The organism is Streptomyces sp. NPDC058619 (assembly GCF_042717785.1).
Taxonomy (GTDB): domain Bacteria; phylum Actinomycetota; class Actinomycetes; order Streptomycetales; family Streptomycetaceae; genus Streptomyces.
The window spans coordinates 60,024-83,386 of record NZ_JBHXQN010000002.1; the positions used below are offsets into that span (position 1 = coordinate 60,024).

At 71.2% G+C, this 23,363-nt stretch carries 24 protein-coding genes; 9 read left to right on the plus strand and 15 right to left on the minus strand.

Features of this window, described 5'->3' with window-relative positions; genetic code table 11:
* Positions 1 to 25: 25 nt before the first annotated feature.
* From ACFWTC_RS02305 to ACFWTC_RS02360, 12 genes are all read right to left on the minus strand, one after another.
* Positions 26 to 577 (minus strand): TetR/AcrR family transcriptional regulator, encoded by a 552-nt coding sequence (locus ACFWTC_RS02305; protein ID WP_383915143.1) that lies wholly within the window; start codon positions 575 to 577, stop codon positions 26 to 28.
* The gene (locus tag ACFWTC_RS02310) at positions 577 to 900 is read right to left on the minus strand and encodes a DMT family transporter (protein ID WP_383915144.1); all 324 of its coding nucleotides are present in this window, start codon (positions 898 to 900) and stop codon (positions 577 to 579) included. The genes ACFWTC_RS02305 and ACFWTC_RS02310 overlap by 1 nt, the downstream gene beginning before the upstream one ends.
* Before the next feature lie 46 nt (positions 901 to 946).
* Positions 947 to 2,332, minus strand: coding sequence for a hypothetical protein (locus ACFWTC_RS02315; protein WP_383915145.1), 1,386 nt, complete (start codon positions 2,330 to 2,332; stop codon positions 947 to 949).
* A 196-nt stretch (positions 2,333 to 2,528) separates the two neighbouring features.
* Positions 2,529 to 2,873, minus strand: coding sequence for a metal-sulfur cluster assembly factor (locus tag ACFWTC_RS02320; RefSeq protein ID WP_008741046.1), 345 nt, complete (start codon positions 2,871 to 2,873; stop codon positions 2,529 to 2,531).
* Complete coding sequence (sufU, locus tag ACFWTC_RS02325; RefSeq protein ID WP_383915146.1) at positions 2,870 to 3,331, minus strand: Fe-S cluster assembly sulfur transfer protein SufU; 462 nt, start codon at positions 3,329 to 3,331, stop codon at positions 2,870 to 2,872. Before sufU ends, ACFWTC_RS02320 begins: the two co-directional genes overlap by 4 nt.
* 31 nt (positions 3,332 to 3,362) lie before the next feature.
* On the minus strand, positions 3,363 to 4,619 hold the full coding sequence (locus tag ACFWTC_RS02330; protein WP_383915147.1) for a cysteine desulfurase: 1,257 nt from the start codon (positions 4,617 to 4,619) through the stop codon (positions 3,363 to 3,365).
* Positions 4,616 to 5,389, minus strand: a complete 774-nt coding sequence (gene sufC / locus ACFWTC_RS02335; protein ID WP_267722352.1) for a Fe-S cluster assembly ATPase SufC — start codon at positions 5,387 to 5,389, stop codon at positions 4,616 to 4,618. Before sufC ends, ACFWTC_RS02330 begins: the two co-directional genes overlap by 4 nt.
* A 7-nt stretch (positions 5,390 to 5,396) precedes the next feature.
* Complete coding sequence (locus tag ACFWTC_RS02340) at positions 5,397 to 5,714, minus strand: bifunctional 3-phenylpropionate/cinnamic acid dioxygenase ferredoxin subunit (protein ID WP_053681636.1); 318 nt, start codon at positions 5,712 to 5,714, stop codon at positions 5,397 to 5,399.
* On the minus strand, positions 5,714 to 6,925 hold the full coding sequence (sufD, locus tag ACFWTC_RS02345; protein ID WP_384025311.1) for a Fe-S cluster assembly protein SufD: 1,212 nt from the start codon (positions 6,923 to 6,925) through the stop codon (positions 5,714 to 5,716). The genes ACFWTC_RS02340 and sufD overlap by 1 nt, the downstream gene beginning before the upstream one ends.
* A gap of 78 nt (positions 6,926 to 7,003) precedes the next feature.
* A complete protein-coding gene (gene sufB / locus ACFWTC_RS02350) occupies positions 7,004 to 8,419 on the minus strand; it encodes a Fe-S cluster assembly protein SufB (RefSeq protein ID WP_383915149.1) in 1,416 nt (471 codons plus the stop codon).
* Positions 8,416 to 9,177, minus strand: coding sequence for a helix-turn-helix transcriptional regulator (locus ACFWTC_RS02355; protein ID WP_383915150.1), 762 nt, complete (start codon positions 9,175 to 9,177; stop codon positions 8,416 to 8,418). Before ACFWTC_RS02355 ends, sufB begins: the two co-directional genes overlap by 4 nt.
* 111 nt (positions 9,178 to 9,288) lie before the next feature.
* On the minus strand, positions 9,289 to 9,654 hold the full coding sequence (locus ACFWTC_RS02360) for a formate/nitrite transporter family protein (protein ID WP_384025766.1): 366 nt from the start codon (positions 9,652 to 9,654) through the stop codon (positions 9,289 to 9,291).
* On the opposite strand from ACFWTC_RS02360, the gene ACFWTC_RS02365 reads away from it, so the two are divergent.
* From ACFWTC_RS02365 to ACFWTC_RS02380, 4 genes are all read left to right on the plus strand, one after another.
* The gene (locus ACFWTC_RS02365; RefSeq protein WP_383915152.1) at positions 9,653 to 10,579 is read left to right on the plus strand and encodes an ABC transporter ATP-binding protein; all 927 of its coding nucleotides are present in this window, start codon (positions 9,653 to 9,655) and stop codon (positions 10,577 to 10,579) included. The two genes, ACFWTC_RS02360 and ACFWTC_RS02365, sit on opposite strands and share 2 nt — an antisense overlap.
* A complete protein-coding gene (locus ACFWTC_RS02370) occupies positions 10,576 to 11,358 on the plus strand; it encodes an ABC transporter permease (protein ID WP_384025315.1) in 783 nt (260 codons plus the stop codon). Before ACFWTC_RS02365 ends, ACFWTC_RS02370 begins: the two co-directional genes overlap by 4 nt.
* An 82-nt stretch (positions 11,359 to 11,440) precedes the next feature.
* A complete protein-coding gene (locus ACFWTC_RS02375; RefSeq protein ID WP_384025318.1) occupies positions 11,441 to 12,574 on the plus strand; it encodes a hypothetical protein in 1,134 nt (377 codons plus the stop codon).
* A gap of 4 nt (positions 12,575 to 12,578) precedes the next feature.
* Entirely contained in the window at positions 12,579 to 13,568 is a 990-nt protein-coding gene (locus ACFWTC_RS02380) for a heme A synthase (protein ID WP_383915155.1), read from the plus strand.
* A 48-nt stretch (positions 13,569 to 13,616) separates the two neighbouring features.
* Here the strand turns inward: ACFWTC_RS02380 and ACFWTC_RS02385 are convergent, their stop codons facing one another.
* The 3 genes from ACFWTC_RS02385 to ACFWTC_RS02395 all read right to left on the minus strand — a co-directional run bounded on the left by ACFWTC_RS02385 (position 13,617) and on the right by ACFWTC_RS02395 (position 16,228).
* Positions 13,617 to 14,759, minus strand: coding sequence for an amidohydrolase family protein (locus tag ACFWTC_RS02385; protein ID WP_384025321.1), 1,143 nt, complete (start codon positions 14,757 to 14,759; stop codon positions 13,617 to 13,619).
* A 161-nt stretch (positions 14,760 to 14,920) separates the two neighbouring features.
* Positions 14,921 to 15,262 carry a hypothetical protein gene (locus ACFWTC_RS02390; protein WP_383915157.1) on the minus strand — a complete coding sequence of 114 codons (342 nt, stop codon included), beginning with the start codon at positions 15,260 to 15,262 and terminating at the stop codon, positions 14,921 to 14,923.
* Between the two features lie 24 nt (positions 15,263 to 15,286).
* On the minus strand, positions 15,287 to 16,228 hold the full coding sequence (locus ACFWTC_RS02395; RefSeq protein WP_383915158.1) for a heme o synthase: 942 nt from the start codon (positions 16,226 to 16,228) through the stop codon (positions 15,287 to 15,289).
* 353 nt (positions 16,229 to 16,581) lie between these two features.
* Between ACFWTC_RS02395 and tkt the strand changes: the two genes are divergently transcribed.
* The 5 genes from tkt to pgl all read left to right on the plus strand — a co-directional run bounded on the left by tkt (position 16,582) and on the right by pgl (position 23,323).
* Positions 16,582 to 18,684, plus strand: a complete 2,103-nt coding sequence (gene tkt / locus ACFWTC_RS02400; protein WP_383915159.1) for a transketolase — start codon at positions 16,582 to 16,584, stop codon at positions 18,682 to 18,684.
* A gap of 34 nt (positions 18,685 to 18,718) precedes the next feature.
* Positions 18,719 to 19,837 (plus strand): transaldolase, encoded by a 1,119-nt coding sequence (tal, locus tag ACFWTC_RS02405; RefSeq protein ID WP_384025324.1) that lies wholly within the window; start codon positions 18,719 to 18,721, stop codon positions 19,835 to 19,837.
* Positions 19,838 to 19,842: 5 nt separating this feature from the next.
* Positions 19,843 to 21,369 carry a glucose-6-phosphate dehydrogenase gene (zwf, locus tag ACFWTC_RS02410; RefSeq protein WP_383915161.1) on the plus strand — a complete coding sequence of 509 codons (1,527 nt, stop codon included), beginning with the start codon at positions 19,843 to 19,845 and terminating at the stop codon, positions 21,367 to 21,369.
* Positions 21,366 to 22,376: a glucose-6-phosphate dehydrogenase assembly protein OpcA gene (gene opcA, locus ACFWTC_RS02415; protein ID WP_383915162.1), complete on the plus strand. Its 1,011-nt coding sequence runs from the start codon at positions 21,366 to 21,368 to the stop codon at positions 22,374 to 22,376. Before zwf ends, opcA begins: the two co-directional genes overlap by 4 nt.
* A 164-nt stretch (positions 22,377 to 22,540) precedes the next feature.
* Entirely contained in the window at positions 22,541 to 23,323 is a 783-nt protein-coding gene (pgl, locus tag ACFWTC_RS02420) for a 6-phosphogluconolactonase (RefSeq protein WP_384025327.1), read from the plus strand.
* The last annotated feature ends 40 nt before the right edge of the window (positions 23,324 to 23,363 follow it).

Below are 23,363 nucleotides of genomic sequence, written 5' to 3' on the forward strand. Positions count from 1 at the left end.
GGTCGGCTTTGGTCGGCTCCGCCGGTCAGCTCCGGCCCAGGACCCGCCCCAGGACCTCGCGCGCGTACGGTTCGTCGTACTCCGCGTCCCCGAGCAGCACCTGCAGGCCGATGCCGTCCACCACCGCGACCAGCGCCCGCGCCGTCACCGGATCCGTCCGCGCCTCCAGCGCCTGCGCGACCGCCTCGCACCACTGCGCGGCCACCGGGCGCAGTGCGGGGCGCCGCAGGGCCTCCAGGTACAGCTCGTACTCCAGCTCCGCCCGGCCCCGGTCGGCCGTCAAGAACTCGCCCAGCAGCCGGGCCAGCGCCTGCGCGAGGTCCGCGTCCGGGTCGCCCAGGGCCCCGGAGTCCTCCACCGCCCGCGCGAAGCCCTCGTTGGCCTGGCGCAGCGCCGCGACCAGCAGGTCGTCCAGGGTCTTGAAGTGGTACGTGGTCGACCCGAGCGGTACGTCGGCCTCGGCGGCCGCACTGCGGTGGCTCAGGCCCGCGATGCCCTTGGCCCCGACCACCCGGATGGCCGCGTCGACGATCCGCTGCCGGCGGTCGGGGTCGTACCTGCGGGCGCCCGGGGCCATCAGTGCGCCGCCCCGCCGAGGTTGAGCAGGACCACCCCGCCGATCACCAGCGCGATGCCGCAGATCTTCGCGGCGCTCGCCGCCTCCCCCATGAACACCATGCCGATGGCGGCGATGGCGGCCGTTCCCACGCCCGCCCAGATCGCGTAGGCCGTGCCGACCGACATCGTCTTCAGCGTCTGCGCGAGCAGGGTGAAGGCGATGGCGTACCCCAGCAGCGTGCCCAGCGACGGCCACAGCTTCGTGAACCCGTCGCTGTACTTCATGGCGGTGGTCCCGGCGACCTCGGCGGCGATGGCCGCGGCGAGCAGTACATATGGCATGTGTACGAGCGTACACATGCGTTGCGTACGCTCGTACACAAACGGATCACCCCAGGGTGAACCAGGCCGCCCGCACCTTCTTCCACTCCGGGTGACCGAGGTCCTTGGCCTCCGTGCCGTCGCCGTACAGGTCGGCGGAGCCGCTGTCGGTGATCAGCTGGACGCGGGCGCCGCGCGCGCGCAGGTCGGGCACGCTGACCACGGCCTCCCAGCCGCCGGGGTCGGTGGTCGGCAGGTCCGCCCGCTTCTTCGGGGCGTGGCCGGGGACGCCGTCCCACTGGTAGAGCGCGTACGGGTCGGAGTTGTCGTCGGCCGCGAACGAGCCGGCGAGGATCAGGTACTGGCCGGCCGCGTTCCTGCGGAGGTCCCGGACGGCCAGGCCGCCGAGGTCCATCTCGATCGGCTCGCCGAAGACCGCCTTGGCGCCGTCCGCCAGGACCCGGTCGATGTTGGTGACCGGCACGACCAGCGCCTTGCCGCCCGGCACCGCCGGGGCCAGCGGGGCCCGGAAGCCCAGGTAGGCCGTGGTCGTGGAGCCCGGTGCGAACTCCAGCCCCTCCACGTTGAAGCCGTCGATCCGCTTCGGCACCTGGCCGTTCGCCGTCCCGGCCGCGAAGCCGTAGCGGTTGCCGTGCGCCGCGTCCCAGGCGACCAGATCCTCGCGCAGGCCCTTGTAGGCGCTGCCGAAGGTGACCTCGGTCGCGGCGCCCGAGCCGGTGATCCTCGTGGTGAAGACGGTGTTTCGCTCCGCCTTGTACTTGCCGTCCTTGTTGTTGCCGAGCGAGCCCGTCCAGTAGACGGTGTCGCCCACCCGGGCGGCCGCCTCGATGTCGGCCTCCTTCTTCCAGCCCAGGGCGGGACCGAGGTCCCAGGTCTTCACCGGCGCGCCCGAGCGGGAACGGTCGTACAGCCGCAGCACGTTGGACTCGTCGTCGGCCACCAGCACGTGCCCGCCGCCCGCGTCGACCACGGCGGAGGCGTCCGAGGACCCGGTGAGGTAGCGGGTGGCCGGCGACCCGGCGACCCGCGCCGACGCTGCGTAGGACAGCGTCGCCGTCGCGGTCTTCCCGCCGCGGCCGGTCACCTCCAGGACCAGGTCGGTGTACCCCTGCGCCCGGGCCCGCACGGTCAGGATCCGGTCACCCGTCCGGGTCCGCTCCTGCCGTACGTCGCCCGCGCCCGCCACCGAGGGGTCGCTGGACGACAGCACCCTCAGCCGCAGGAGGCCGGCCGGCATCCCGGCCTGCTCGACGTCCACCGTCACGTACGGGTCGCCGTGCGCGCCCACCGCGCCGCTGAGGTGCGTGGCGGACAGCGCGATCGTCGGGTCGGCGTACCCGGCGGCGTGCGCGGGGGCGCCCAGCCCCGCGACGAGCAGGGCCGCGGCTCCCGCGGCGCCCAGGCGGCGGGCCGGTGAAAGGCGAACGGTCACAGGGGGTCCTCTCCAGTGCTGCGTCACGTCGTGACGGCCGTCGAGAAGATTCGGCCACCGTGACCAACTCCCGGTACACGGCACCCGCCCCCCCCGGAGAACAGCGGCCGGGAGAACGCGCCGGAGGGCCACCGGCCGGAAAACAGGGAGGGCCCCCGGCACGACCGTGCCGGGGGCCCTCACACGCGGGCGTCGATCAGACGTTGAAGCCGAGCGCACGAAGCTGCTCACGGCCGTCGTCCGTGATCTTGTCCGGGCCCCACGGGGGCATCCAGACCCAGTTGATGCGAAGTTCGTTGACGATGCCGTCCGTCGCCGACTTCGCCTGGTCCTCGATGACGTCCGTCAGCGGGCAGGCCGCCGACGTCAGCGTCATGTCGAGGGTGGCGATGTTCGCGTCGTCGACGTGGATGCCGTAGATCAGGCCCAGGTTGACTACGTCGATGCCCAGCTCGGGGTCGACCACGTCGTAGAGGGCCTCGCGGACCTCCTCCTCGGTGGCCGGCTTGATCGACGCCTCGGGCGTCGCGTTGTCGGTCATGCCGTCTCCCTCTCCGCGCTGCCCAGAGCCTGGGCCGTCGCGTCCTTCCACGCCATCCAGCTCAGCAGAGCACATTTCACACGCGCCGGATACTTGGAGACGCCGGCGAACGCGACCGCGTCCTCCAGCACCTCCTCCATCTCCTCGGTCGGCTCCAGCTTGCCCTTGGACTGCATCAGCTCCAGGAACACGTCCTGGATCTTCCGCGCCTCGGCCAGCTCCTTGCCGACGAGCAGCTCGTTCAGCACGGACGCGCTGGCCTGGCTGATGGAGCAGCCCTGGCCCTCGTAGGAGACGTCGGTCAGCGTCTCGCCGTCGTACTTCACGCGCAGCGTGATCTCGTCACCGCAGGTGGGGTTGACGTGGTGCACCTCGGCGTCGCCGTCGCGCAGGCCACGCCCGTGCGGGTGCTTGTAGTGGTCCAGGATCAGTTCCTGGTACATCGAATCCAGCTTCACTGCGGCCCCAACACCTTCGTCGTGTCCTTCGTCATCCGAAGAAGTTACGTACGTGCTCCAGGCCGTCGATCAGCGCGTCGACCTCGGCCGGAGTGGAGTACAGGTAGAAAGACGCCCGCGTCGTCGCAGGAATTCCGTACCGCAGGCAGACCGGGCGCGCGCAGTGGTGTCCCACGCGGACCGCGATGCCCTGCTCGTCCAGAACCTGGCCGACGTCGTGCGGGTGGATGTCACCGAGCGTGAAGGAGATCGCGGCGCCGCGGTCCTCGGCCGTGGTGGGGCCGATGATCCGCAGGTCGGGCACCTCCAGGAGGCGCTTGACCGCGTACTCCGTGATCGCGTGCTCGTGCGCGGCGATCTTGTCCATGCCGATCGCGGTCAGGTAGTCCACGGCCGCGCCGAGGCCGACGGCCTGGGCGATCGGGGGCGTGCCCGCCTCGAACTTGTGGGGCGCCGGGGCGTACGTCGAGGCGTGCATCGACACGGTCTCGATCATCTCGCCGCCGCCGAGGAACGGAGGCAGGTCCTCCAGCAGCTCCTGGCGGCCCCAGAGGACGCCGATGCCGGTCGGACCGCACATCTTGTGGCCGGTGAAGGCCACGAAGTCGGCGCCGAGGGCCTGCACGTCCAGCGGCATGTGCGGAGCGGCCTGGGAGGCGTCGATCAGCACCAGCGCGCCGACGTCCTGGGCGCGCCGGACGATCGCCTCGACCGGGTTGACCGTGCCCATGATGTTGGAGACCAGCGTGAAGGAGACGATCTTCGTCTTCTCCGTGATGACCTCTTCGATGTTGGACAGGTCGAGCCGGCCGTCGTCAGTGAGGCCGAACCACTTCAGCTTCGCTCCGGTGCGCTGCGCGAGCAGCTGCCACGGGACGATGTTGGAGTGGTGCTCCATCTCCGTGATGGCGATCTCGGTCTCGCGGTCGACCCGGTAGGGCTCGTCCGCCCAGCCGAGCATGTTCGCGACCAGGTTGAGCGACTCCGAGGCGTTCTTGGTGAAGATCACCTCGTTGCGGCTCGGAGCGTTGATGAAGGCGGCGACCTTGTCGCGAGCGCCCTCGTACAGCGCCGTGGCCTCCTCGGCGAGCACGTGCACGCCGCGGTGGACGTTGGCGTTGTGCTGCTCGTAGTACTCGTTCAGCGCGTCGAGCACCTGGCGCGGCTTCTGCGAAGTCGCCGCGTTGTCCAGGTAAACGATCTTCTTCCCGTCGTGGACCACACGATCCAGCAGGGGGAAGTCCTTGCGGATCGCCTCGGTGTCGAGGAGGCCAGGCAGCTGTGTCACGCGGTCGCGCCACCCTTCACGTACTTGTCGTAACCCTCGGCCTCCAGCTGGTCGGCGAGCTCGGCGCCACCGGACTCGGCGATGCGGCCGTTCGCGAACACGTGAACGAAATCGGGCTTGATGTAGCGCAGGATGCGCGTGTAGTGGGTGATCAGCAGCGTGCCGACCTCGCCACCCTCGCGGACCCGGTTGACGCCCTCGGAGACGACGCGCAGGGCGTCGACGTCCAGGCCGGAGTCGGTCTCGTCGAGGATCGCGATCTTCGGCTTGAGGAGCTCCAGCTGGAGGATCTCGTGGCGCTTCTTCTCACCGCCGGAGAAGCCCTCGTTCACGTTGCGCTCGGCGAAGGAGGTGTCCATGGAGAGCTGCTCCATGGCGGCCTTGACCTCCTTCACCCAGGTGCGCAGCTTCGGCGCCTCGCCGCGGATGGCGGTGGCCGACGTGCGCAGGAAGTTGGAGACCGAGACGCCGGGGACCTCGACCGGGTACTGCATGGCGAGGAACAGGCCGGCGCGGGCGCGCTCGTCTACGGACATCTCCAGGACGTCTTCGCCGTCGAGGGTCACGGTGCCACCGGTGATGGTGTACTTCGGGTGACCGGCGAGCGAGTACGCCAGGGTGGACTTGCCGGAGCCGTTCGGACCCATGATGGCGTGCGTCTCACCCTGCTTGACGGTGAGGTCGACGCCCTTGAGGATCTCGCGGGCACCAGTCGCCGAGTCGCCGGTCTCGACGGTGACGTGCAGGTCGTGGATTTCAAGCGTTGCCATGGATACCTCAGGACTCCTGGGTGAGGGAGACGAGCACGTCGTCCCCTTCGATCTTTACGGGGTATACGGGTACGGGGCGCGTCGCGGGCAGGCCGGACGGCTTTCCGGTGCGCAGGTCGAAGGCCGACCCGTGCAGCCAGCACTCGATCATGCAGTCCTCGACCTCGCCCTCCGAGAGGGACACGTTCGCGTGCGAGCAGATGTCGTTGATCGCGAACACCTCCCCCTCGGTGGAGACGATGGACACCGGCGTGCCGTCGAGCTCGACCCGCTTGGGGGTGTCCGCTTCCAGCTCGCTCAGCGCACAGGCCTTGACGTAGTTCATCAGACGGAACCCTGGAGCTCGGTCTCGATCTTGGAGAGCAGGCGCTCCTCGATGTCGTCGACACCGATCTGCTGGACGAGCTCGGCGAAGAAGCCGCGCACGACCAAGCGGCGGGCCTCGTCGGCCGGGATGCCGCGCGACTGGAGGTAGAAGAGCTGCTCGTCGTCGAAGCGGCCGGTCGCGGAGGCGTGGCCGGCGCCGACGATCTCGCCGGTCTCGATCTCCAGGTTCGGCACCGAGTCGACGCGCGCGCCGTCCGTGAGGACGAGGTTGCGGTTCATCTCGTAGGTGTCGGTGCCCTCGGCGGTCTTCTCGATGAGCACGTCACCGATCCAGACCGCGTGGGCGTCCTGGCCCTGGAGCGCACCCTTGTAGACCACGTTCGACTTGCAGTGCGGGGCACTGTGGTCGACCAGGAGGCGGTGCTCCTGGTGCTGTCCGGCGTCCGTGAAGTACAGGCCGAAGAGCTCGGCCTCGCCGCCGGGGCCGGCGTAGGTCACGCGCGGGTGCAGCCGTACCAGGTCGCCGCCGAAGGTGACGACGATCGACTTGAAGGTCGCGTCGCGGCCGATCAGCGCGTTGTGCTGGGAGACGTGGACGGCGGTGTCGTCCCAGTCCTGCACGGACACGACGGTGAGCTTGGCGCCGTCGCCGACGAGGAAGTCGACGTTGGCGGCGCGCACGCCGTCACCGGTGTGGTCGATGACGACGACGGCCTCGGCGAACGCCTGGACGTCGAAGACCGTGTGGCCGAAGGTCGTGCCGCCCTCGCCGTGCAGCGCGACGCGCACCGGCTCGGTCAGGACGGCCTCCTTGGGCACGGTGACGACCGTGGCCTTGGCGAAGGACGAGAACGCCTGGGCGGCGACCCGGTCCACCGGGGTGCCGGCCTTGCCGATGCGCGCGTCGCCGCGCTCCACCGACTCGACCGTCACGACGTCGGGCGCGTCGATCTGGGCCTTCATGGTGCCGTTGGCGACCGCGGTGCCGTCGTGCAGGCCCTTGAGGCGGGCGAGCGGGGTGAACCGCCACTCCTCCTCGCGGCCGTTCGGAACCGGGAAGTCGGCCACGTCGAAGGACGGGGGCGCGCTCATCCGGGTGGCGACGGTGGACTCGGCGGCCACCGCGATCGCGCCGGCAGTGGTGGAACCCGCCGCGGGGGTACCTCCCTGAACCGCAAGGTTCTTGGGGGCGTTCTGAGCCTCAGCCATGGCTGTCGTCTTGCTCACTCTCTTGTAAAGCGTGCCTACGTCGAAGAATCCGCCGCGGATGCGCGGTGCGGTCGGGGACTAGCCGACCGAGCCCTCCATCTGCAGCTCGATCAGCCGGTTGAGCTCCAGCGCGTACTCCATGGGGAGCTCGCGGGCGATCGGCTCGACGAAGCCGCGCACGATCATCGCCATGGCCTCGAACTCGGTCAGTCCGCGGCTCATGAGGTAGAAGAGCTGGTCGTCGGAGACCTTGGAAACGGTCGCCTCGTGGCCCATGGACACGTCGTCCTCGCGGACGTCCACGTAGGGGTACGTGTCGGAGCGGGAGATCGTGTCCACCAGGAGCGCGTCGCACAGCACGTTGGACTTCGAGCCGTGGGCGCCCTCGCCGATCTCGACCAGACCGCGGTACGAGGTGCGGCCGCCGCCCCGGGCCACCGACTTCGAGACGATGTTCGAGGAGGTGTTCGGCGCCATGTGGACCATCTTGGAGCCGGCGTCCTGGTGCTGACCCTCACCCGCGAAGGCGATGGAGAGGGTCTCGCCCTTGGCGTGCTCGCCCATCAGGTAGACGGCCGGGTACTTCATGGTGACCTTGGAACCGATGTTGCCGTCGACCCACTCCATGGTCGCGCCCTCGTACGCCACGGCGCGCTTGGTGACCAGGTTGTAGACGTTGTTCGACCAGTTCTGGATGGTCGTGTAGCGGCAGCGGCCGCCCTTCTTCACGATGATCTCCACCACGGCGCTGTGCAGCGAGTCCGAGGAGTAGATCGGGGCGGTGCAGCCCTCGACGTAGTGGACGTACGCGTCCTCGTCGACGATGATCAGCGTCCGCTCGAACTGGCCCATGTTCTCCGTGTTGATGCGGAAGTAGGCCTGGAGCGGGATGTCGACCTTCACGCCCTTGGGGACGTAGATGAAGGAGCCGCCGGACCACACCGCGGTGTTCAGCGACGCGAACTTGTTGTCGCCGACCGGGATGACCGTGCCGAAGTACTCCTGGAAGAGCTCGGGGTGCTCCTTGAGCGCGGTGTCCGTGTCGAGGAAGATGACGCCCTGCTCCTCCAGGTCCTCGCGGATCTGGTGGTAGACGACCTCGGACTCGTACTGGGCCGCGACGCCCGCGACGAGGCGCTGCTTCTCCGCCTCGGGGATGCCGAGCTTGTCGTACGTGTTCTTGATGTCCTCCGGCAGGTCCTCCCACGAAGCGGCCTGCTTCTCGGTGGAACGCACGAAGTACTTGATGTTGTCGAAGTCGATGCCCGAGAGGTCGGCACCCCAGTTGGGCATGGGCTTCTTGCCGAACAGCTTGAGGCCCTTGAGGCGGAGGTTCAGCATCCACTCCGGCTCGGACTTCTTCGCCGAGATGTCGCGGACGACCTCCTCGGACAGACCCCGCTTGGCAGCGGAGCCGGCCACGTCGGAGTCGGCCCAGCCGTATTCGTAGGTGCCGAGGCCATCGAGCTCAGGGTGAGCAGTCTCCGTGGTCATGCGGGGTTCCTCCCGGCCGTACGTGCAGATGCTGATGTGTCGGTCTGTGTCGCGCTCGCGCTGCGCGGAATGAACGTCGTGCACACTCCGTCGCCGTGGGCGATCGTGGCGAGGCGCTGCACATGTGTCCCGAGCAGGCGGGAGAAGACCTCGGTCTCCGCCTCGCAGAGCTGCGGGAACTGCTCGGCTACATGTGCGACCGGGCAGTGGTGCTGGCAGAGCTGTTCGCCGCTGTGCGGACCGGGAGCGCTCTTCGCCGTAGCAGCGTACCCGTCCACGGTCAACGCCTTGGCAAGGGCCTCCGTGCGGTCCTCCGGGGCGGCCGCTTCCACTGCGTCCCGGTAGACCTGCGCCTGCGTCTCCATCCGCGACCGGGCGAAGGCGGCGACCGCCGCCTCCCCCTGCTCCCCGCCGCCGACGGACTGCGCGATCCAGCGCAGGGCGTCCGCGGCGAGCGTGTCGTAGGACTGGTCGAAGGCGTCGCGGCCGCAGTCGGTCAGCGCGAAGGCCTTGGCGGGCCGGCCCCGGGAGCGCGTGCCGTACACGCGCTGCTCACGGGGTGCGACCACGTCGTCGGCGACGAGCGTGTCGAGGTGGCGGCGAACGGCGGCCTGGGTAAGGCCGAGGCGCTTGGCGAGGTCGGCGACGGTGGACGGACCGTGGTCCAGGATGGACCGCGCGACCCGGTTGCGGGTTGACCGCTCCCCGGTCGCGAGCTCCCCCTGGGGGGTCTCGATCTGCCGTTCGCCGTATTTCACAACGCTATTGTTGCGTAATTAACCGCCATGCGACAAGCGGTGACCGCGGCCACACCTGGTGGCCTCCATCACTAAGGGTCACCTAATTTGTCGACGCAGAGTTATGAAATGCTATTCGGAGGGACATGTTCCGCTCTGCCGCCGGGACCCTCCCGTGAACCAGTACACGGCTCCCACCAGCAGACCTCCACCCACGACGTTCCCGGGCACGGTAAACATCAGGTTCCGGAAAAGATCACTGAAACCGACTGGTCCATCCAGGATCGCGAGGCTGAAAAGAGCCTTGTTCGCGACGCGGTGTTCGAATCCCACGGCCACGAAGACCCCCACCGGCAGCCACAGGACGAAGATTTTCGCGGCGTCCCCCCGGGCCCGGGTGAACATCCAGACGGCCGGGCAGACCGGCATGAGCGGGCCATGACCCTTCGGCCCCGGGACCAAGGGCCCCCGCCGCGGCTCCGTAGACTCACCCCTCATGAGCAACGACCCCGCCGTGGAGATCCGCGGACTGGTGAAGCGGTACGGCCCCCGGAACGCGGTGGACGGCCTGGACCTCACCGTCCGGAGGGCCTCCGTCACCGCGGTCCTCGGCCCCAACGGCGCGGGCAAGACGACCACCGTGGAGACCTGCGAGGGCTACCGCCGCCCCGACGCCGGCACCGTCCGCGTCCTCGGCCTCGACCCGGTGGCCCAGGCCGGGCGGCTGCGCCCGCGGATCGGCGTGATGCTCCAGTCCGGCGGCGTCTACTCCGGGGCCCGAGCCCTCGAGATGCTGCGCCACATGGCCAAGCTGTACGCCCACCCGCTCGACGTGGACCCCCTGGTGGAGCGCCTCGGCCTCGGCGGCTGCGGCCGCACCCCCTACCGCCGGCTCTCCGGCGGGCAGCAGCAGCGCCTCGCCCTGGCCATGGCCGTGGTCGGCCGCCCCGAGCTGGTCTTCCTGGACGAGCCCACGGCCGGACTCGACCCGCAGGCCCGGCGCGCGACCTGGGACCTCGTACGGGAGCTGCGCGCCGACGGGGTCACCGTCGTCCTCACCACCCACCACATGGACGAGGCGGAGCAGCTCGCCGACGAGGTCGCCATCGTGGACGCGGGCCGGGTCATCGCCCACGGCAGTCCCGAGCAGCTGTGCCGCGGCGGCGCCGAGAACACCCTGCGCTTCACCGGCCGCCCCGCGCTCGACCTGGGCTCGCTCCTGAAGGCACTGCCCGACGGCACGGAGGCCGTCGAGCTGACCGCGGGCGTCTACCGGGTCACCGGTGACGTCCACCCGCAGCTGCTGGCCACCGTCGCCTCCTGGTGCGCCCAGCACGGTGTGATGCCGGACAGCCTCTCGGTGGAGCGCCACACGCTCGAAGACGTCTTCCTGGAACTGACCGGTAAGGAGCTGCGCGCATGAGCGCCGGTACGTTCACCCCCGACCCGGGGGCCGCGCCCGTCTCCCGCATGATCCTCGCGCAGACGGCACTGGAGACCCGGATGCTGCTGCGCAACGGGGAGCAGCTGCTGCTGACCGTGATCATCCCGGCGCTGCTGCTGGTGCTGTTCTCGGCCGTCGACATCATCAGCGTGCCGGCCGGCCAGGACGGCACGGGCGCGTCCGTGGACTTCCTGGCCCCGGGCATCCTGGCGCTCGCCGTGATGTCCACCGCCTTCACCGGCCAGGCCATCGCCACCGGGTTCGACCGCCGCTACGGGGTCCTCAAGCGGCTCGGGGCCTCGCCGCTGCCGCGCTGGGCGCTGATGGCCGCCAAGACGCTGTCGGTGCTGGTCACCGAGGTGCTGCAGATCGCCCTGCTGACGGTGATCGCCCTCGCGCTGGGCTGGTCCCCGCACGGGAACCCGCTGTCGGTCCTGGCGCTGGTCCTGCTGGGCACCGCGGCGTTCTCCGGGCTCGGGCTGCTGATGGCCGGCACCCTCAAGGCCGAGATGACCCTGGCCGCCGCCAACCTCGTCTTCCTGCTGCTGCTGGTCGGCGGCGGAGTGATCGTGCCGCTGGAGAAGTTCCCGGACGCGGTCCGCTCCGTACTGGAGCTGCTGCCCATCTCGGCCCTGTCCGACGGGCTGCGCGCGGTGCTCCAGGACGGCGCCTCGCTGCCGTGGGGCACGGCCGCCGTCCTGGCGGGCTGGGCCGTGCTAGGCCTGGGGGCCGCGGCACGGCTGTTCCGCTGGGAGTGAATCCCTTCCGCTGCGGTCCGCCTTCCCGCGACTATGGATCCCGACCCATGAGGTGCGCGGACCACGACGCCGGGGGGCGGGCATGGCGGAGCGAGAGGCCGTTCTCCGGCTGGACGGGCAGTGGGCGCGGGTGCGGGCGGGGGACGCGCACGTCGAGCCGGCGGAGCGCGACCGGCTGCTGGACGGGCTGATCGGGGCTCTGCGCACCCTCCCGGAGGACCCCCGCTGCACGGCCCTGCTGGGGCTGCGCCTCGCCGACCGGGCCGCGCTGCGGTTCGCCGAGGGGGACCGCGCGGGCGCCCTCGCCACGATCGAGGAGGCGCTGCGCAGCTCCGAGCGCGCGGCGGCGTATTCCCCCGAATTCGCCCGCTGGTACGCCCGGGGGCTGATCAACCACGGGGTGTGGCTCGCCTGGCCGCTGAGCGACGGGGCCCGGCTGCCGCGGCACCCGCTGGGCCGGGCCGCCACCGGCGGGCCGAGCGCGACGGAACGGGCGGCCGGCGAGCGCGCCCGCGACCTGACCCGGACCGCGGTCGGGGTGTGGGCGGGGCTCGACCAGCGGGACCCCGTCAACCGGAGCGGCCTCGCCCAGGCGAAGGTCTTCCTCGCGGACCGGCTCGCGGAGCTGGGGTCCGCCGAGGACGCGGTGGCCTGGGCGGTGGACGCCGAGTCGGACTTCCGGCAGCTGCTGCTCGCGGACCCGGGCGCGGCGGAGTCCGGGGACGCCGAGGAGGCGCTCGACCACATCGGCCGCCAGCTGGAACTGCGGTTGCGCTTACTGGCGTTCGGCTCGCTGGTCAGCCTGCGCGCGCGGCGGCTGCTGCCCGAACGGCTGCTGCCCCAGGCCGTGGTGGCCGCCCGGATCCAGGGGGTGCCGGAGTCGGAGATCGCGGCCCGGCTGCGCCTCGGCGCCGAGCAGGTGCACACGATGCTGGAGGTCACCCCCTGGCTCGCGGTGTGGCGCGTCGAGGTGCGCGGGCCCGACGGGCGGTGGAACGTACAGGACCATCCATGGCACAGCACCACAGAGGTGCGAAACATGACAGCCGAGGACGTAGCGTCAGAATTAGTGCGCGGCTTCACCGACTCGGCCGACTACCCGGGCGACAACGTCCCTTGGCGCCTGCGGCTGTGGTGGCACGAGGAGGGCGATCCGGCGGGGGCCCGGTTCCGCCTGGTCGTCGGCCCCGACGCGGCGCCGGGCACCCCCTCGTGAAACTTTGCACAAGGCTCCGCATACGATAGGCGCCGTGTTGAACCCATTCACCTACCTCGCCGGCCGCTGGACTCCGTCACCCCGGATCGTCCGGCGGGCCGCACTCGCGGCGCTCGTCATGAGCGTGGCCATCGTCGTCACCGGCGGCGCCGTGCGGCTGACCGGATCGGGCCTCGGCTGCGACACCTGGCCCAAGTGCACGGACGACAGCCTGATCGCGACCCGGGAACAGGGCTTCCACGGCGCCATCGAGTTCGGCAACCGGATGCTGACGTACGTGCTCTCCGCGGCCGTCGGCTGGTACATCCTCGCCGCGCGCGCGGCCAAGCCGTGGCGGCACTCGCTGACCAGGCTCGGCTGGACCCAGTTCGCCGTCGTGATGTCCAACGCGGTGCTCGGCGGGATCACCGTCCGGACCGGGCTCAACCCGTACAGCGTGGCCGGGCACTTCCTCCTCGCCACCGCCCTGATCGCGGTGACCACCCTCAGCCTGCACCGCGCCGGCGAGGGCGACGGCGCCCCCCGGCCGCGCGTCCCGGGACCGGTGCGCAAGCTGGCGTGGGCGCTGATCGCGACCACCTTCGTCCTGATCGCCGCGGGCACCGTCGTGACCGGTTCCGGACCGCACGCCGGCGACAGCAGCGAGATCAAGCGGATGCCGTTCGACTGGGAGGCCACCGCGCACGTGCACGCCGTCGCCGCCTGGATGGTGTGCGCGCTCGCCGTCGCGATGTGGCTGGTGCTGCGCGTGGTCGATGCCCCGTCCGACACCCGGGCCCGCGCCCGCGACCTGCTGGTCGTGCTGCTCGCGCAGGGCGCCATCGGCTACGTGCAGTTCCTCACCGAGCTGCCCGAGGTGCTCGTCGCCGCGCACATGCTGGGCTCCTGCCTGGTGTGGATCGCGGTCCTGCGCGTCGCGCTCAGCCTGCGCGAGCGGCCGTCGGACCAGCCGGAGATCCCGGCCCAGGGCGCGCCGCAGCTCTCCGCCGCCTGACGCACCGCCCGCCGCCCGCCCACACCGTGCGGGGCGCGCCCGCCGCGATCACCCCGGCCCGTCCAGCCGGTAGACGCGGCGGGCGTTGCCCGCCGCGATCATGGCGGCCACCCGCTCCGCGTCCCGGCGGGACCAGGAGCCGTCGGCGGCCCACCCGCCCAGCACCCGGCCCAGCGCCTCCCGGAACACCAGGGCCCCCACCGCGTGCAGTTCGGGCAGCCGGCGCCCGCCGCTGGAGAACAGCAGCTTCCCGAAGGGCGCCAGCTCCAGCAGCTCGGCCAGGACCGCGTCGGCCCGGGTCCCGGTCCGCGCCAGGGCCGCGCCGGCGTCGGCGTACACGTGCGGGAAGGCCGCCGCCAGCTGCGCCGCGTGCCGGTGGTACGGGTATCCGCCCAGCAGCACCAGCCGCGCGCCCAGCCCGGCCGTGGCCCGTACGAACTCGGCGAGGAGCCCGGGGTCCCCCCGGTCCGGCCGCTGCCCCGGCTCCCCCGCGTCCGCCCCGGTGTGCAGCTGGAGCGGGAGCCCGGACTCGACCGCGCTCCACAGCAGGTGCCGCAGGAGCACGGGGTCCCGTACGGCTTCGCCCCGGGTCCGCCGGGCCAGCCAGCGGCCGGCCGCCCCGCGGACCTCGCCCGCCCCCGGCGGCCCGGGCGCGAAGGCGAGGAGGGCGCCGAGGGAGGGGGCCGTGCTCCCGGGGGCCTCGCCGCAGGTGAAGGCGGCCGCCCCGGCGGCACAGTGGTGGACGGCCTCGGCGAGGTTGGCCAGGAAGGCGGCCACGGTTCCGGAGGTGTCGGCGACCTGCTCGGCCAGTAACTCCAGCCGGACCGCCTCGAAGGCCTCCGCGTCCGCGGCCGACGCCAGTTCCTTGGCTCCCGTGAGGTCCCCGGGCGCCCCGGTGTCGACCAGGTAGGCGGCGACCCCCGAACCCCGCAGCAGCCGCCGCGCGGACTCGGCCGGTCCCAGCTCGCGCCGGCGGGCCAGGTAGCGGGCGGGCGGGCAGTGCGGCTCCAGCCCGAGCAGCGGCGGGCACCAGCGGCGGACGGCGAAGCCGGTCTGCGTGTCGAAGAAGGTGGTGCCCGCGGCGGGCGGGCCGGCCGAGCGGAGCAGCTCGGCCTCGAAGGTGCCCAGGCCCAGCTCCGTACGGATCACTCCGTGGCAGTGCTGGTCGACCAGGGGCGGCGTTTCGATCATCCGGGCATCCCGTTGCGGACGTGGGGAAGGCGCTTCCACATGTCCTAACGGATGAGCGGGGTGTGAGGTGTTGCTCGCGCTGTTGACCGAGACGGCACCCACGGGCCCCGGAAGGGGCCGCGGAGGGTGTCGCGGAGGCCGTCGCGCGGGGCGCCGGGCGGTCAGACCGCCGGGTTCGCCGGTCCGCCGATCTGGATGCCGGCCATCCGGGTCCACTCGTACGGGCCGGTCCGCACCCGGGCGGCGAACTCGCCGTCGAACTCGTCGTGGAGGGTCAGCGCGGCCTTCTCGGCGGCCAGCTCGGCCGCGGCGTACGTCGGGGCCACCAGGTCGCCCCAGCCGCCGTCCGTGCCGACGAGCACGATCCGGGTGCCGGCCTGGCCGATGTGGGCGAGCTGGCCCTCGGCGCCGCCGTGCTGCCTGGCGAACGCACCGATCTGCTTGGCCAGCTTCGCCGCCGTACGGTCCAGCTTCTTGTCTGCGGTCTGCGCGGTGTCTGCCATGGACAGCATGCTACCGGTGAGTAATCAGTGGAGGAAGGGATCCACGGCCACCGCCACGAAGAGCAGCGACACGTAGGTGATCGACCAGTGGAACAAGCGCATCTCCTTGAGCTTCGCGCCCGTCACGCCCGACTTGGCCCGCGCGTGCAGCGCGTGCGCCTCCCACAGCCACCAGCCGCCGGCGACCAGCGCCACCGTGGTGTAGAACCAGCCGGTGTAGCCGAGCGGCGTCAGCAGCAGCGAGACCGCCACCATCACCCAGCTGTAGAGGACGATCTGACGGGCCACGACCCTGTTCCCGGCCACGACCGGCAGCATCGGCACGCCGACCCGCGCGTAGTCGTCCTTCACCTTCATGGACAGCGGCCAGTAGTGCGGCGGCGTCCAGAAGAAGATGACGAGGAAGAGGATGACCGCGGCCCAGGAGACCTCGTTCTTGACCGCGGACCAGCCGATCAGCACCGGCATGCAGCCCGCGATGCCGCCCCAGACGATGTTCTGGGAGGTCCGCCGCTTCAACAGCATCGTGTAGACGACGACGTAGAAGAGGAGCGCGCCGAGCGCGAGCGCGGCCGACAGCCAGTTGATGAGCAGGCCGAAGAACAGCGTCGAGAGCACCCCGAGCACGATGCCGAAGACCAGGCACTCGCGCGGGCTGACCATGCCGGTCACCAGCGGGCGCTGCGAGGTCCGGTCCATCAGCGCGTCGATGTCACGGTCGATGTACATGTTCAGCGCGTTGGCGCCGCCGGCCGACAAATAGCCGCCGAAGCAGGTCGCGAGGACCAGCCACAGCGACGGCACGCCCTGCTCGGCGAGGAACATCACCGGCACGGTCGTGATGAGCAGAAGCTCGATGATCCGCGGCTTCGTCAGTGCCACGAAAGCCATGGCCCGGGCCCCGATCGGCCGGTGGCCGGGGCTCGTCCCGAGCACCCCCGCTGGACGGGATTCGACGGCCGTCACGCACACCCCTGACAGAGAATCCAGCAAGCTCGGCCCGGACCAGGGAAGACATGAAGGTCCGGCTAAAGGCTTGCGCGTACCACGCCACTCTAGACGTTGCGCTTACGTCGCCCCGCGCGGGGGTCGGTTCGTGTTGGCCCGGTCGGATCGGGCATACGGGACGGTACGACCACCCGCGCATCCCCGGCGCTCAGAGGGCGCCCCAGGCGCTCAGGTGAACGGCGGGCACCGGCGACGTGACCGGCGTACGGCACTCGAATAGCTGCACGCCGTGGCGGGGGTAGGCTCGGAATCGCGCCGGTGCACCGCCTCGTCACCGGGAACAGACATGTGGAGAGGAGCCCTGAAAAACGGTGAGCACCAAGCCGACCACCACAGAGCTCGAGTGGACCGAACTGGACCAGCGGGCCGTCGACACCGCCCGCATCCTGGCCGCTGACGCGGTCCAGAAGGTCGGAAACGGCCACCCCGGTACGGCGATGAGCCTGGCCCCCGCCGCGTACACCCTCTTCCAGAAGGTGATGCGGCACGACCCGTCGGACCTCGAGTGGGTCGGCCGCGACCGCTTCGTGCTCTCCGCGGGCCACTCGTCCCTCACCCTGTACACCCAGCTGTACCTCGGCGGGTTCGGGCTGGAGCTGGAGGACCTCGAGGCGTTCCGCACCTGGGGCTCCAAGACCCCCGGCCACCCGGAGTACGGTCACACCAAGGGCGTCGAGACCACCACCGGCCCGCTGGGCCAGGGCATCGCCAACGCGGTGGGCATGGCCATGGCCACCCGCTACGAGCGCGGCCTGTTCGACCCGGAAACCCCGCAGGGCTCCTCCCCGTTCGACCACATGATCTACGCGGTCGCGGGCGACGGCTGCCTCCAGGAGGGCCTCTCCCACGAGGCGTCCGCGCTGGCCGGCCACCAGAAGCTCGGCAACCTGGTGCTGCTGTGGGACGACAACCACATCTCCATCGAGGGCGACACCGAGACGGCCGTCTCCGAGGACACCCTCAAGCGGTACGAGGCGTACGGCTGGCACGTCCAGCGCGTCGAGCAGCAGGAGAACGGCGACCTCGACCCGAAGGCGCTGTACGCCGCGCTGCTGGCCGCGAAGGCCGAGACCGGCCGCCCGTCCTTCATCGCCGCCCGCTCGATCATCGCCTGGCCCGCCCCGGACGCCCAGGGCACCGAGGCCGCGCACGGCTCGGCGCTCGGCGACGACGAGGTCGCGGCCACCAAGCGCGTCCTCGGCTTCGACCCGGAGAAGTCCTTCGACGTCGCCGGCGAGGTCCTCGCGCACACCCGTCAGGCCGTCGACCGCGGCCGCGAGGCCCGCGCCGAATGGGAGAAGGAGTTCTCCGCCTGGCGCACCGCCAACCCGGAGCGCGCCGCCGAGTTCGACCGCATCAACGCCAACGAGCTGCCCGCGGGCTGGGAGGACTCCCTCCCCGTCTTCGAGACCGGCAAGAGCGTCGCCACCCGCGCCGCCTCCGGCAAGGTGCTCCAGGCGCTCGGTGCGATCGTCCCCGAGCTGTGGGGCGGCTCGGCCGACCTCGCCGGCTCGAACAACACCACCATCGACAAGGACTCCTCGTTCCTGCCGGTGGGCAACCCGCTGCCGGAGGCCGACCCGTACGGCCGCACCGTCCACTTCGGCATCCGCGAGCACGCCATGGCCGCGTCCATGAACGGCATCGCCCTGCACGGCCACACCCGCATCTACGGCGGCACCTTCCTGGTGTTCTCCGACTACATGCGCAACGCCGTCCGCCTCTCCGCGCTGATGCACGTGCCGGTCACCTACGTGTGGACGCACGACTCCATCGGCCTCGGCGAGGACGGCCCCACCCACCAGCCGGTCGAGCACCTCGCCTCGCTGCGCGCCATCCCGGGCCTGAACGTCGTCCGCCCGGCCGACGCCAACGAGACCGTCGTCGCCTGGCGCGAGATCATGCGCCGCCACACCAAGGTGTACGGCAAGGGCGCTCCGCACGGCCTGGCGCTGACCCGCCAGGGCGTGCCGACGTACGACCGCAACGACGACGCCGCCAAGGGCGGGTACGTGCTCTTCGACGCGACGGGCCCCGACGGCGCGGCCGCCGAGCCCCGGGTCCTGCTCATCGGCACCGGCTCCGAGGTCCAGCTCGCCGTCGCCGCGCGCGAGGCGCTGCAGGCCGGGGGCGTCCCGGCGCGCGTGGTCTCGATGCCGTCCGTCGAGTGGTTCGAGGAGCAGAGCCAGGAGTACAAGGACAGCGTCCTGCCGCCGTCCGTCACGGCGCGCGTCGCGGTCGAGGCCGGCATCGGCCTGACCTGGCACCGCTACGTCGGCGACGCCGGCCGGATCGTCTCGCTGGAGCACTTCGGTGCCTCGGCCGACGCGAAGGTGCTGTTCCGCGAGTTCGGCTTCACCCCCGAGGCCGTGACCGCCGCCGCCCACGAGTCGCTCGCCGCCGCCGCGCGCTGACGCCCGTACCAGACCAGTAGGAGATGCAATTCCCATGACAGACGCACTCAAGCGCCTCTCCGACGAGGGCGTGGCGATCTGGCTGGACGACCTGTCCCGCAAGCGCATCACGTCCGGCAACCTCGCCGAGCTCATCGACCAGTCGCACGTGGTCGGTGTCACCACCAACCCGGCGATCTTCCAGAAGGCGATCAGCGGCGGCGACGGGTACGAGCAGCAGCTCACCGACCTCGCGACCCGCAAGGTCACCGTGGAGGAGGCCCTGCGCATGATCACCACGGCGGACGTCCGCGACGCGGCCGACATCCTGCGCCCGGTCTACGACCGCACCGACGGCCAGGACGGCCGGGTCTCGATCGAGGTCGACCCCCGTCTGGCCCACAACACCCCGGCGACCGTCGCCGAGGCCAAGCAGCTGGCCTGGCTGGTGGACCGCCCGAACACGCTCATCAAGATCCCGGCGACCAAGGCCGGCCTGCCGGCGATCACCGAGGTCATCGGCAAGGGCATCAGCGTCAACGTCACGCTGATCTTCTCGCTGGAGCGCTACCGCGAGGTCATGGACGCGTACCTCGCGGGTCTGGAGAAGGCCAAGACCGCCGGCCTGGACCTGTCCCTGATCCACTCCGTCGCCTCCTTCTTCGTGTCGCGCGTCGACTCGGAGATCGACAAGTGCCTGGACGCCGTCGGCACCGACGAGGCCAAGGCCCTCAAGGGCAAGGCGGCGCTCGCGAACGCCCGTCTGGCCTACGAGGCCTACGAGGAGGTCTTCTCCTCGGACCGCTGGGCCGCGCTGGAGCGCGTCGGCGCCAACAAGCAGCGTCCGCTGTGGGCTTCGACCGGCGTCAAGGACCCGGCGTACAAGGACACCCTGTACGTGGACGACCTGGTCGCCCCGAACACGGTGAACACCATGCCGGAGGCCACCCTGGAGGCCGCGGCCGACCACGGGCAGATCACGGGCGACACCGTGCGCGGCACCTACGACCAGGCCCGCGCCGAGCTGGACGCGGTCGCGAAGCTGGGCATCTCGTACGACGATGTGGTGCAGCTGCTGGAAGACGAGGGCGTCGAGAAGTTCGCGGTGTCCTGGAACGACCTGCTGAAGTCGACCGAGGCGGAGCTTGAGCGCCTCGCCCCCACGGAGGCCTGAACACTTTGTCTGTGAACGGAGCGAACCCGCTTCGTGACGCACAGGACCGGCGGCTCCCGCGCATCGCGGGGCCGTCCGGCCTGGTCATTTTCGGCGTTACGGGTGACCTGTCGCGCAAGAAGCTGATGCCTGCCGTCTACGACCTGGCCAACCGCGGCCTGCTCCCGCCGGGCTTCTCGCTGATCGGGTTCGCCCGTCGTGAGTGGCAGGACGAGGACTTCGCCCAGGAGGTCCACGACGCCGTCAAGGAGCACTCCCGGACGCCCTTCCGCGAGGAGGTCTGGCAGCAGCTGGTGCAGGGCTGCCGCTTCGTCCAGGGCGACTTCGACGACGACGCCGCCTTCGAGACGCTGAAGGCCACGATCGAGGAGCTCGACAAGGCCCAGGGAACGGGCGGGAACTTCGCCTTCTACCTGTCGGTCCCGCCGAAGTTCTTCCCCAAGGTGGTCCAGCAGCTCAAGGACCACGGTCTGGCGCAGAAGGAGGGTTCGTGGCGGCGCGCCGTCATCGAGAAGCCCTTCGGCCACGACCTGAAGAGCGCGGAAGAGCTGAACCAGGTCGTCCACGAGGTCTTTCCCCGTGACGAGGTCTTCCGGATCGACCACTACCTCGGCAAGGAGACCGTCCAGAACATCCTGGCGCTCCGCTTCGCCAACACCATGTTCGAGCCGATCTGGAACCGGTCGTACGTCGACCACGTGCAGATCACCATGGCCGAGGACATCGGAATCGGCGGCCGTGCCGGGTACTACGACGGCATCGGCGCCGCCCGTGACGTCATCCAGAACCACCTGCTGCAGCTGCTCGCGCTCACCGCGATGGAGGAGCCCGGCTCCTTCCACCCCAAGGCGCTGGTGGCGGAGAAGCTCAAGGTGCTGACCGCCGTGGAGCTGCCCGAGGACCTGGGCAAGCACACCGTGCGCGGCCAGTACTCGGCGGCGTGGCAGGGCGGCGAGAAGGTCGTCGGGTACCTCGAAGAGGACGGCATCGACCCCAAGTCGAAGACCGACACCTACGCGGCCATCCGTCTGGAGATCAACAACCGCCGCTGGGCGGGCGTCCCCTTCTACCTGCGGACGGGCAAGCGCCTGGGCCGCCGGGTGACCGAGATCGCGGTGGTCTTCAAGCGGGCCCCGTACCTCCCGTTCGAGTCGGGCGCGACCGAGGAGCTGGGGCAGAACGCCCTGGTCATCCGGGTCCAGCCGGACGAGGGCGTGACGGTGCGCTTCGGTTCCAAGGTTCCCGGCACCTCCATGGAGGTACGGGACGTGACGATGGACTTCGCCTACGGCGAGTCCTTCACGGAGTCGAGCCCCGAGGCGTACGAGCGGCTCATCCTCGACGTGCTCCTCGGCGACGCGAACCTCTTCCCGCGCCACCAGGAGGTCGAGCTCTCCTGGAACATCCTCGATCCGATCGAGCAGTACTGGGACAAGCACGGCAAGCCCGCGCAGTACTCGGCGGGCACCTGGGGACCGGTCGAGGCGGACGAGATGCTCGCACGAGACGGACGGAGCTGGCGCCGGCCATGAAGATCGACCTCACGGAGACCAACTCCAGCAAGATCAACGCCGCGATGGTGCAGGCACGCCGGGACATCGGCACGCCGGCCATCGGCATGGTCCTCACGCTGGTGATCGTGACCGACGAGGAGAACGCGTACGACGCGCTCAAGTCGGCGAACGACGCGTCCCACGAGCACCCCTCGCGGATCATCGTCGTCATCAAGCGGGTCAGCCGCTCGCCGCGCAGCCGCCGCGACGCCCGTCTCGACGCGGAAGTCCGCGTCGGAGCGGACGCCGGGTCCGGCGAGACGGTGGTGCTGCGCCTCCACGGCGAACTGGTCGACCACGCCCAGTCGGTGGTCCTCCCGTTGCTGCTGCCGGACGCCCCCGTGGTCGTCTGGTGGCCGGAGGGCGCTCCGTCGGACCTGGCGGGCGACCCGCTCGGTTCGCTGGGGCAGCGCCGGATCACGGACACGTACTCGTGCGAGAACCCGATCGGCGCCCTGGCCGGCCGGGCCTCCGCGTACGCCCCCGGGGACACGGACCTGTCCTGGACCCGGATCACCCCGTGGCGCTCCATGCTGGCGGCCGCGCTGGACCAGCAGACCCTGTCGGTCGACACCGCGGTCGTCGAGGGCGAGGGCGACAACCCGAGCTGTGAGCTGCTGGCCATGTGGCTGGCGGACCGGCTGGGCGTCCCCGTCAAGCGGACGCTGTCGTCCGGGCCGGGCCTGACGGCCGTCCACCTGGAGACCAAGGACGGCGACATCGTCCTGGACCGGGCGGACGGGGCCCTGGCCACGCTCTCCATGCCGGGGCAGCCCGACCGTGCGGTGGCGCTCAAGCGCCGCGACACGGCAGAGCTGCTGGCGGAGGAGCTGCGCCGGCTGGACCCCGACAACACGTACGAGGCCTCGCTGAAGTTCGGCGTGGCCAAGCTGCAGGCCGCCGCCCAGCCGACCGAGGCTCCGGCGAAGCCGGCCCCGGCGGAGAAGCCCGCGCCGAAGCCGGCGAAGAAGCCCGCGGCGAAGTGACGAGAACGCCGGCGGGGCTGGGTGATCCGGCCCCGCCGGCGTTCGAGGCGCGGGGTCCGCTCCGCGCAGCGGCACCCGAACCCGCAGCAGGCGCCCGTACCCGGCACCCGTACGCGCATCAGGCAGGCACCCCCGAACTACCGACAAGGCGGCAGCACATGGGTATGACGACTCCCCAGGTCGTCGTCCACCGGGACAAGGAGCTGATGGCCCAGGCCACGGCCGCCCGGCTCATCACCAGGATCGTGGACGCGCAGGCGGCCCGCGGCAGCGCGTCGATCGTGCTCACCGGCGGCCGCAACGGCAACGGTCTGCTCGCGGCGCTGGCCGCCGCCCCGGCCCGGGACGCGGTGGACTGGCGCCGGCTCGACCTGTGGTGGGGCGACGAGCGGTACGTCCCCGCCGACGACCCCGAGCGCAACCACACCCAGGCCCGCGAGGCCCTCCTGGACTCCGTTCCGCTGGACCCCGCCCGCGTGCACGTCATGCCCGCCTCCGACGGCCCGTACGGGACCGACGTGGACGCGGCGGCGGCGGCGTACGCGGCCGAACTGGCGGCGGCCGCCGGCCCGGAGGACCACGGCCCGGTCCCCCGCTTCGACGTGCTGATGCTGGGCGTGGGCCCGGACACCCACGTGGCCTCCCTCTTCCCCGAGCACCCGGCCTCCCGCGAGACCGAGCGCACGGTGGTGGGCGTCCACGGCGCACCGAAGCCGCCGCCCACGCGGATCTCCCTGACCCTCCCTGCGATCCGGGCGGCCCGCGAGGTCTGGCTGCTGGCGGCGGGCGAGGACAAGGCCGGAGCGGTCTCCATCGCCCTCGGCGGCGCGGGCGGCGTCCAGGCCCCGGCGGCGGAGGCCCACGGCCGCTCCCGCACCCTGTGGCTGCTGGACCGCGCCGCGGCGGCCAAGCTCCCCTCCGGGATGTACCCGCCGGCCTCGGCCTGAGCCGTAGGCGGCAGAGCACCGTACGGCAGAGCGCCCCGCA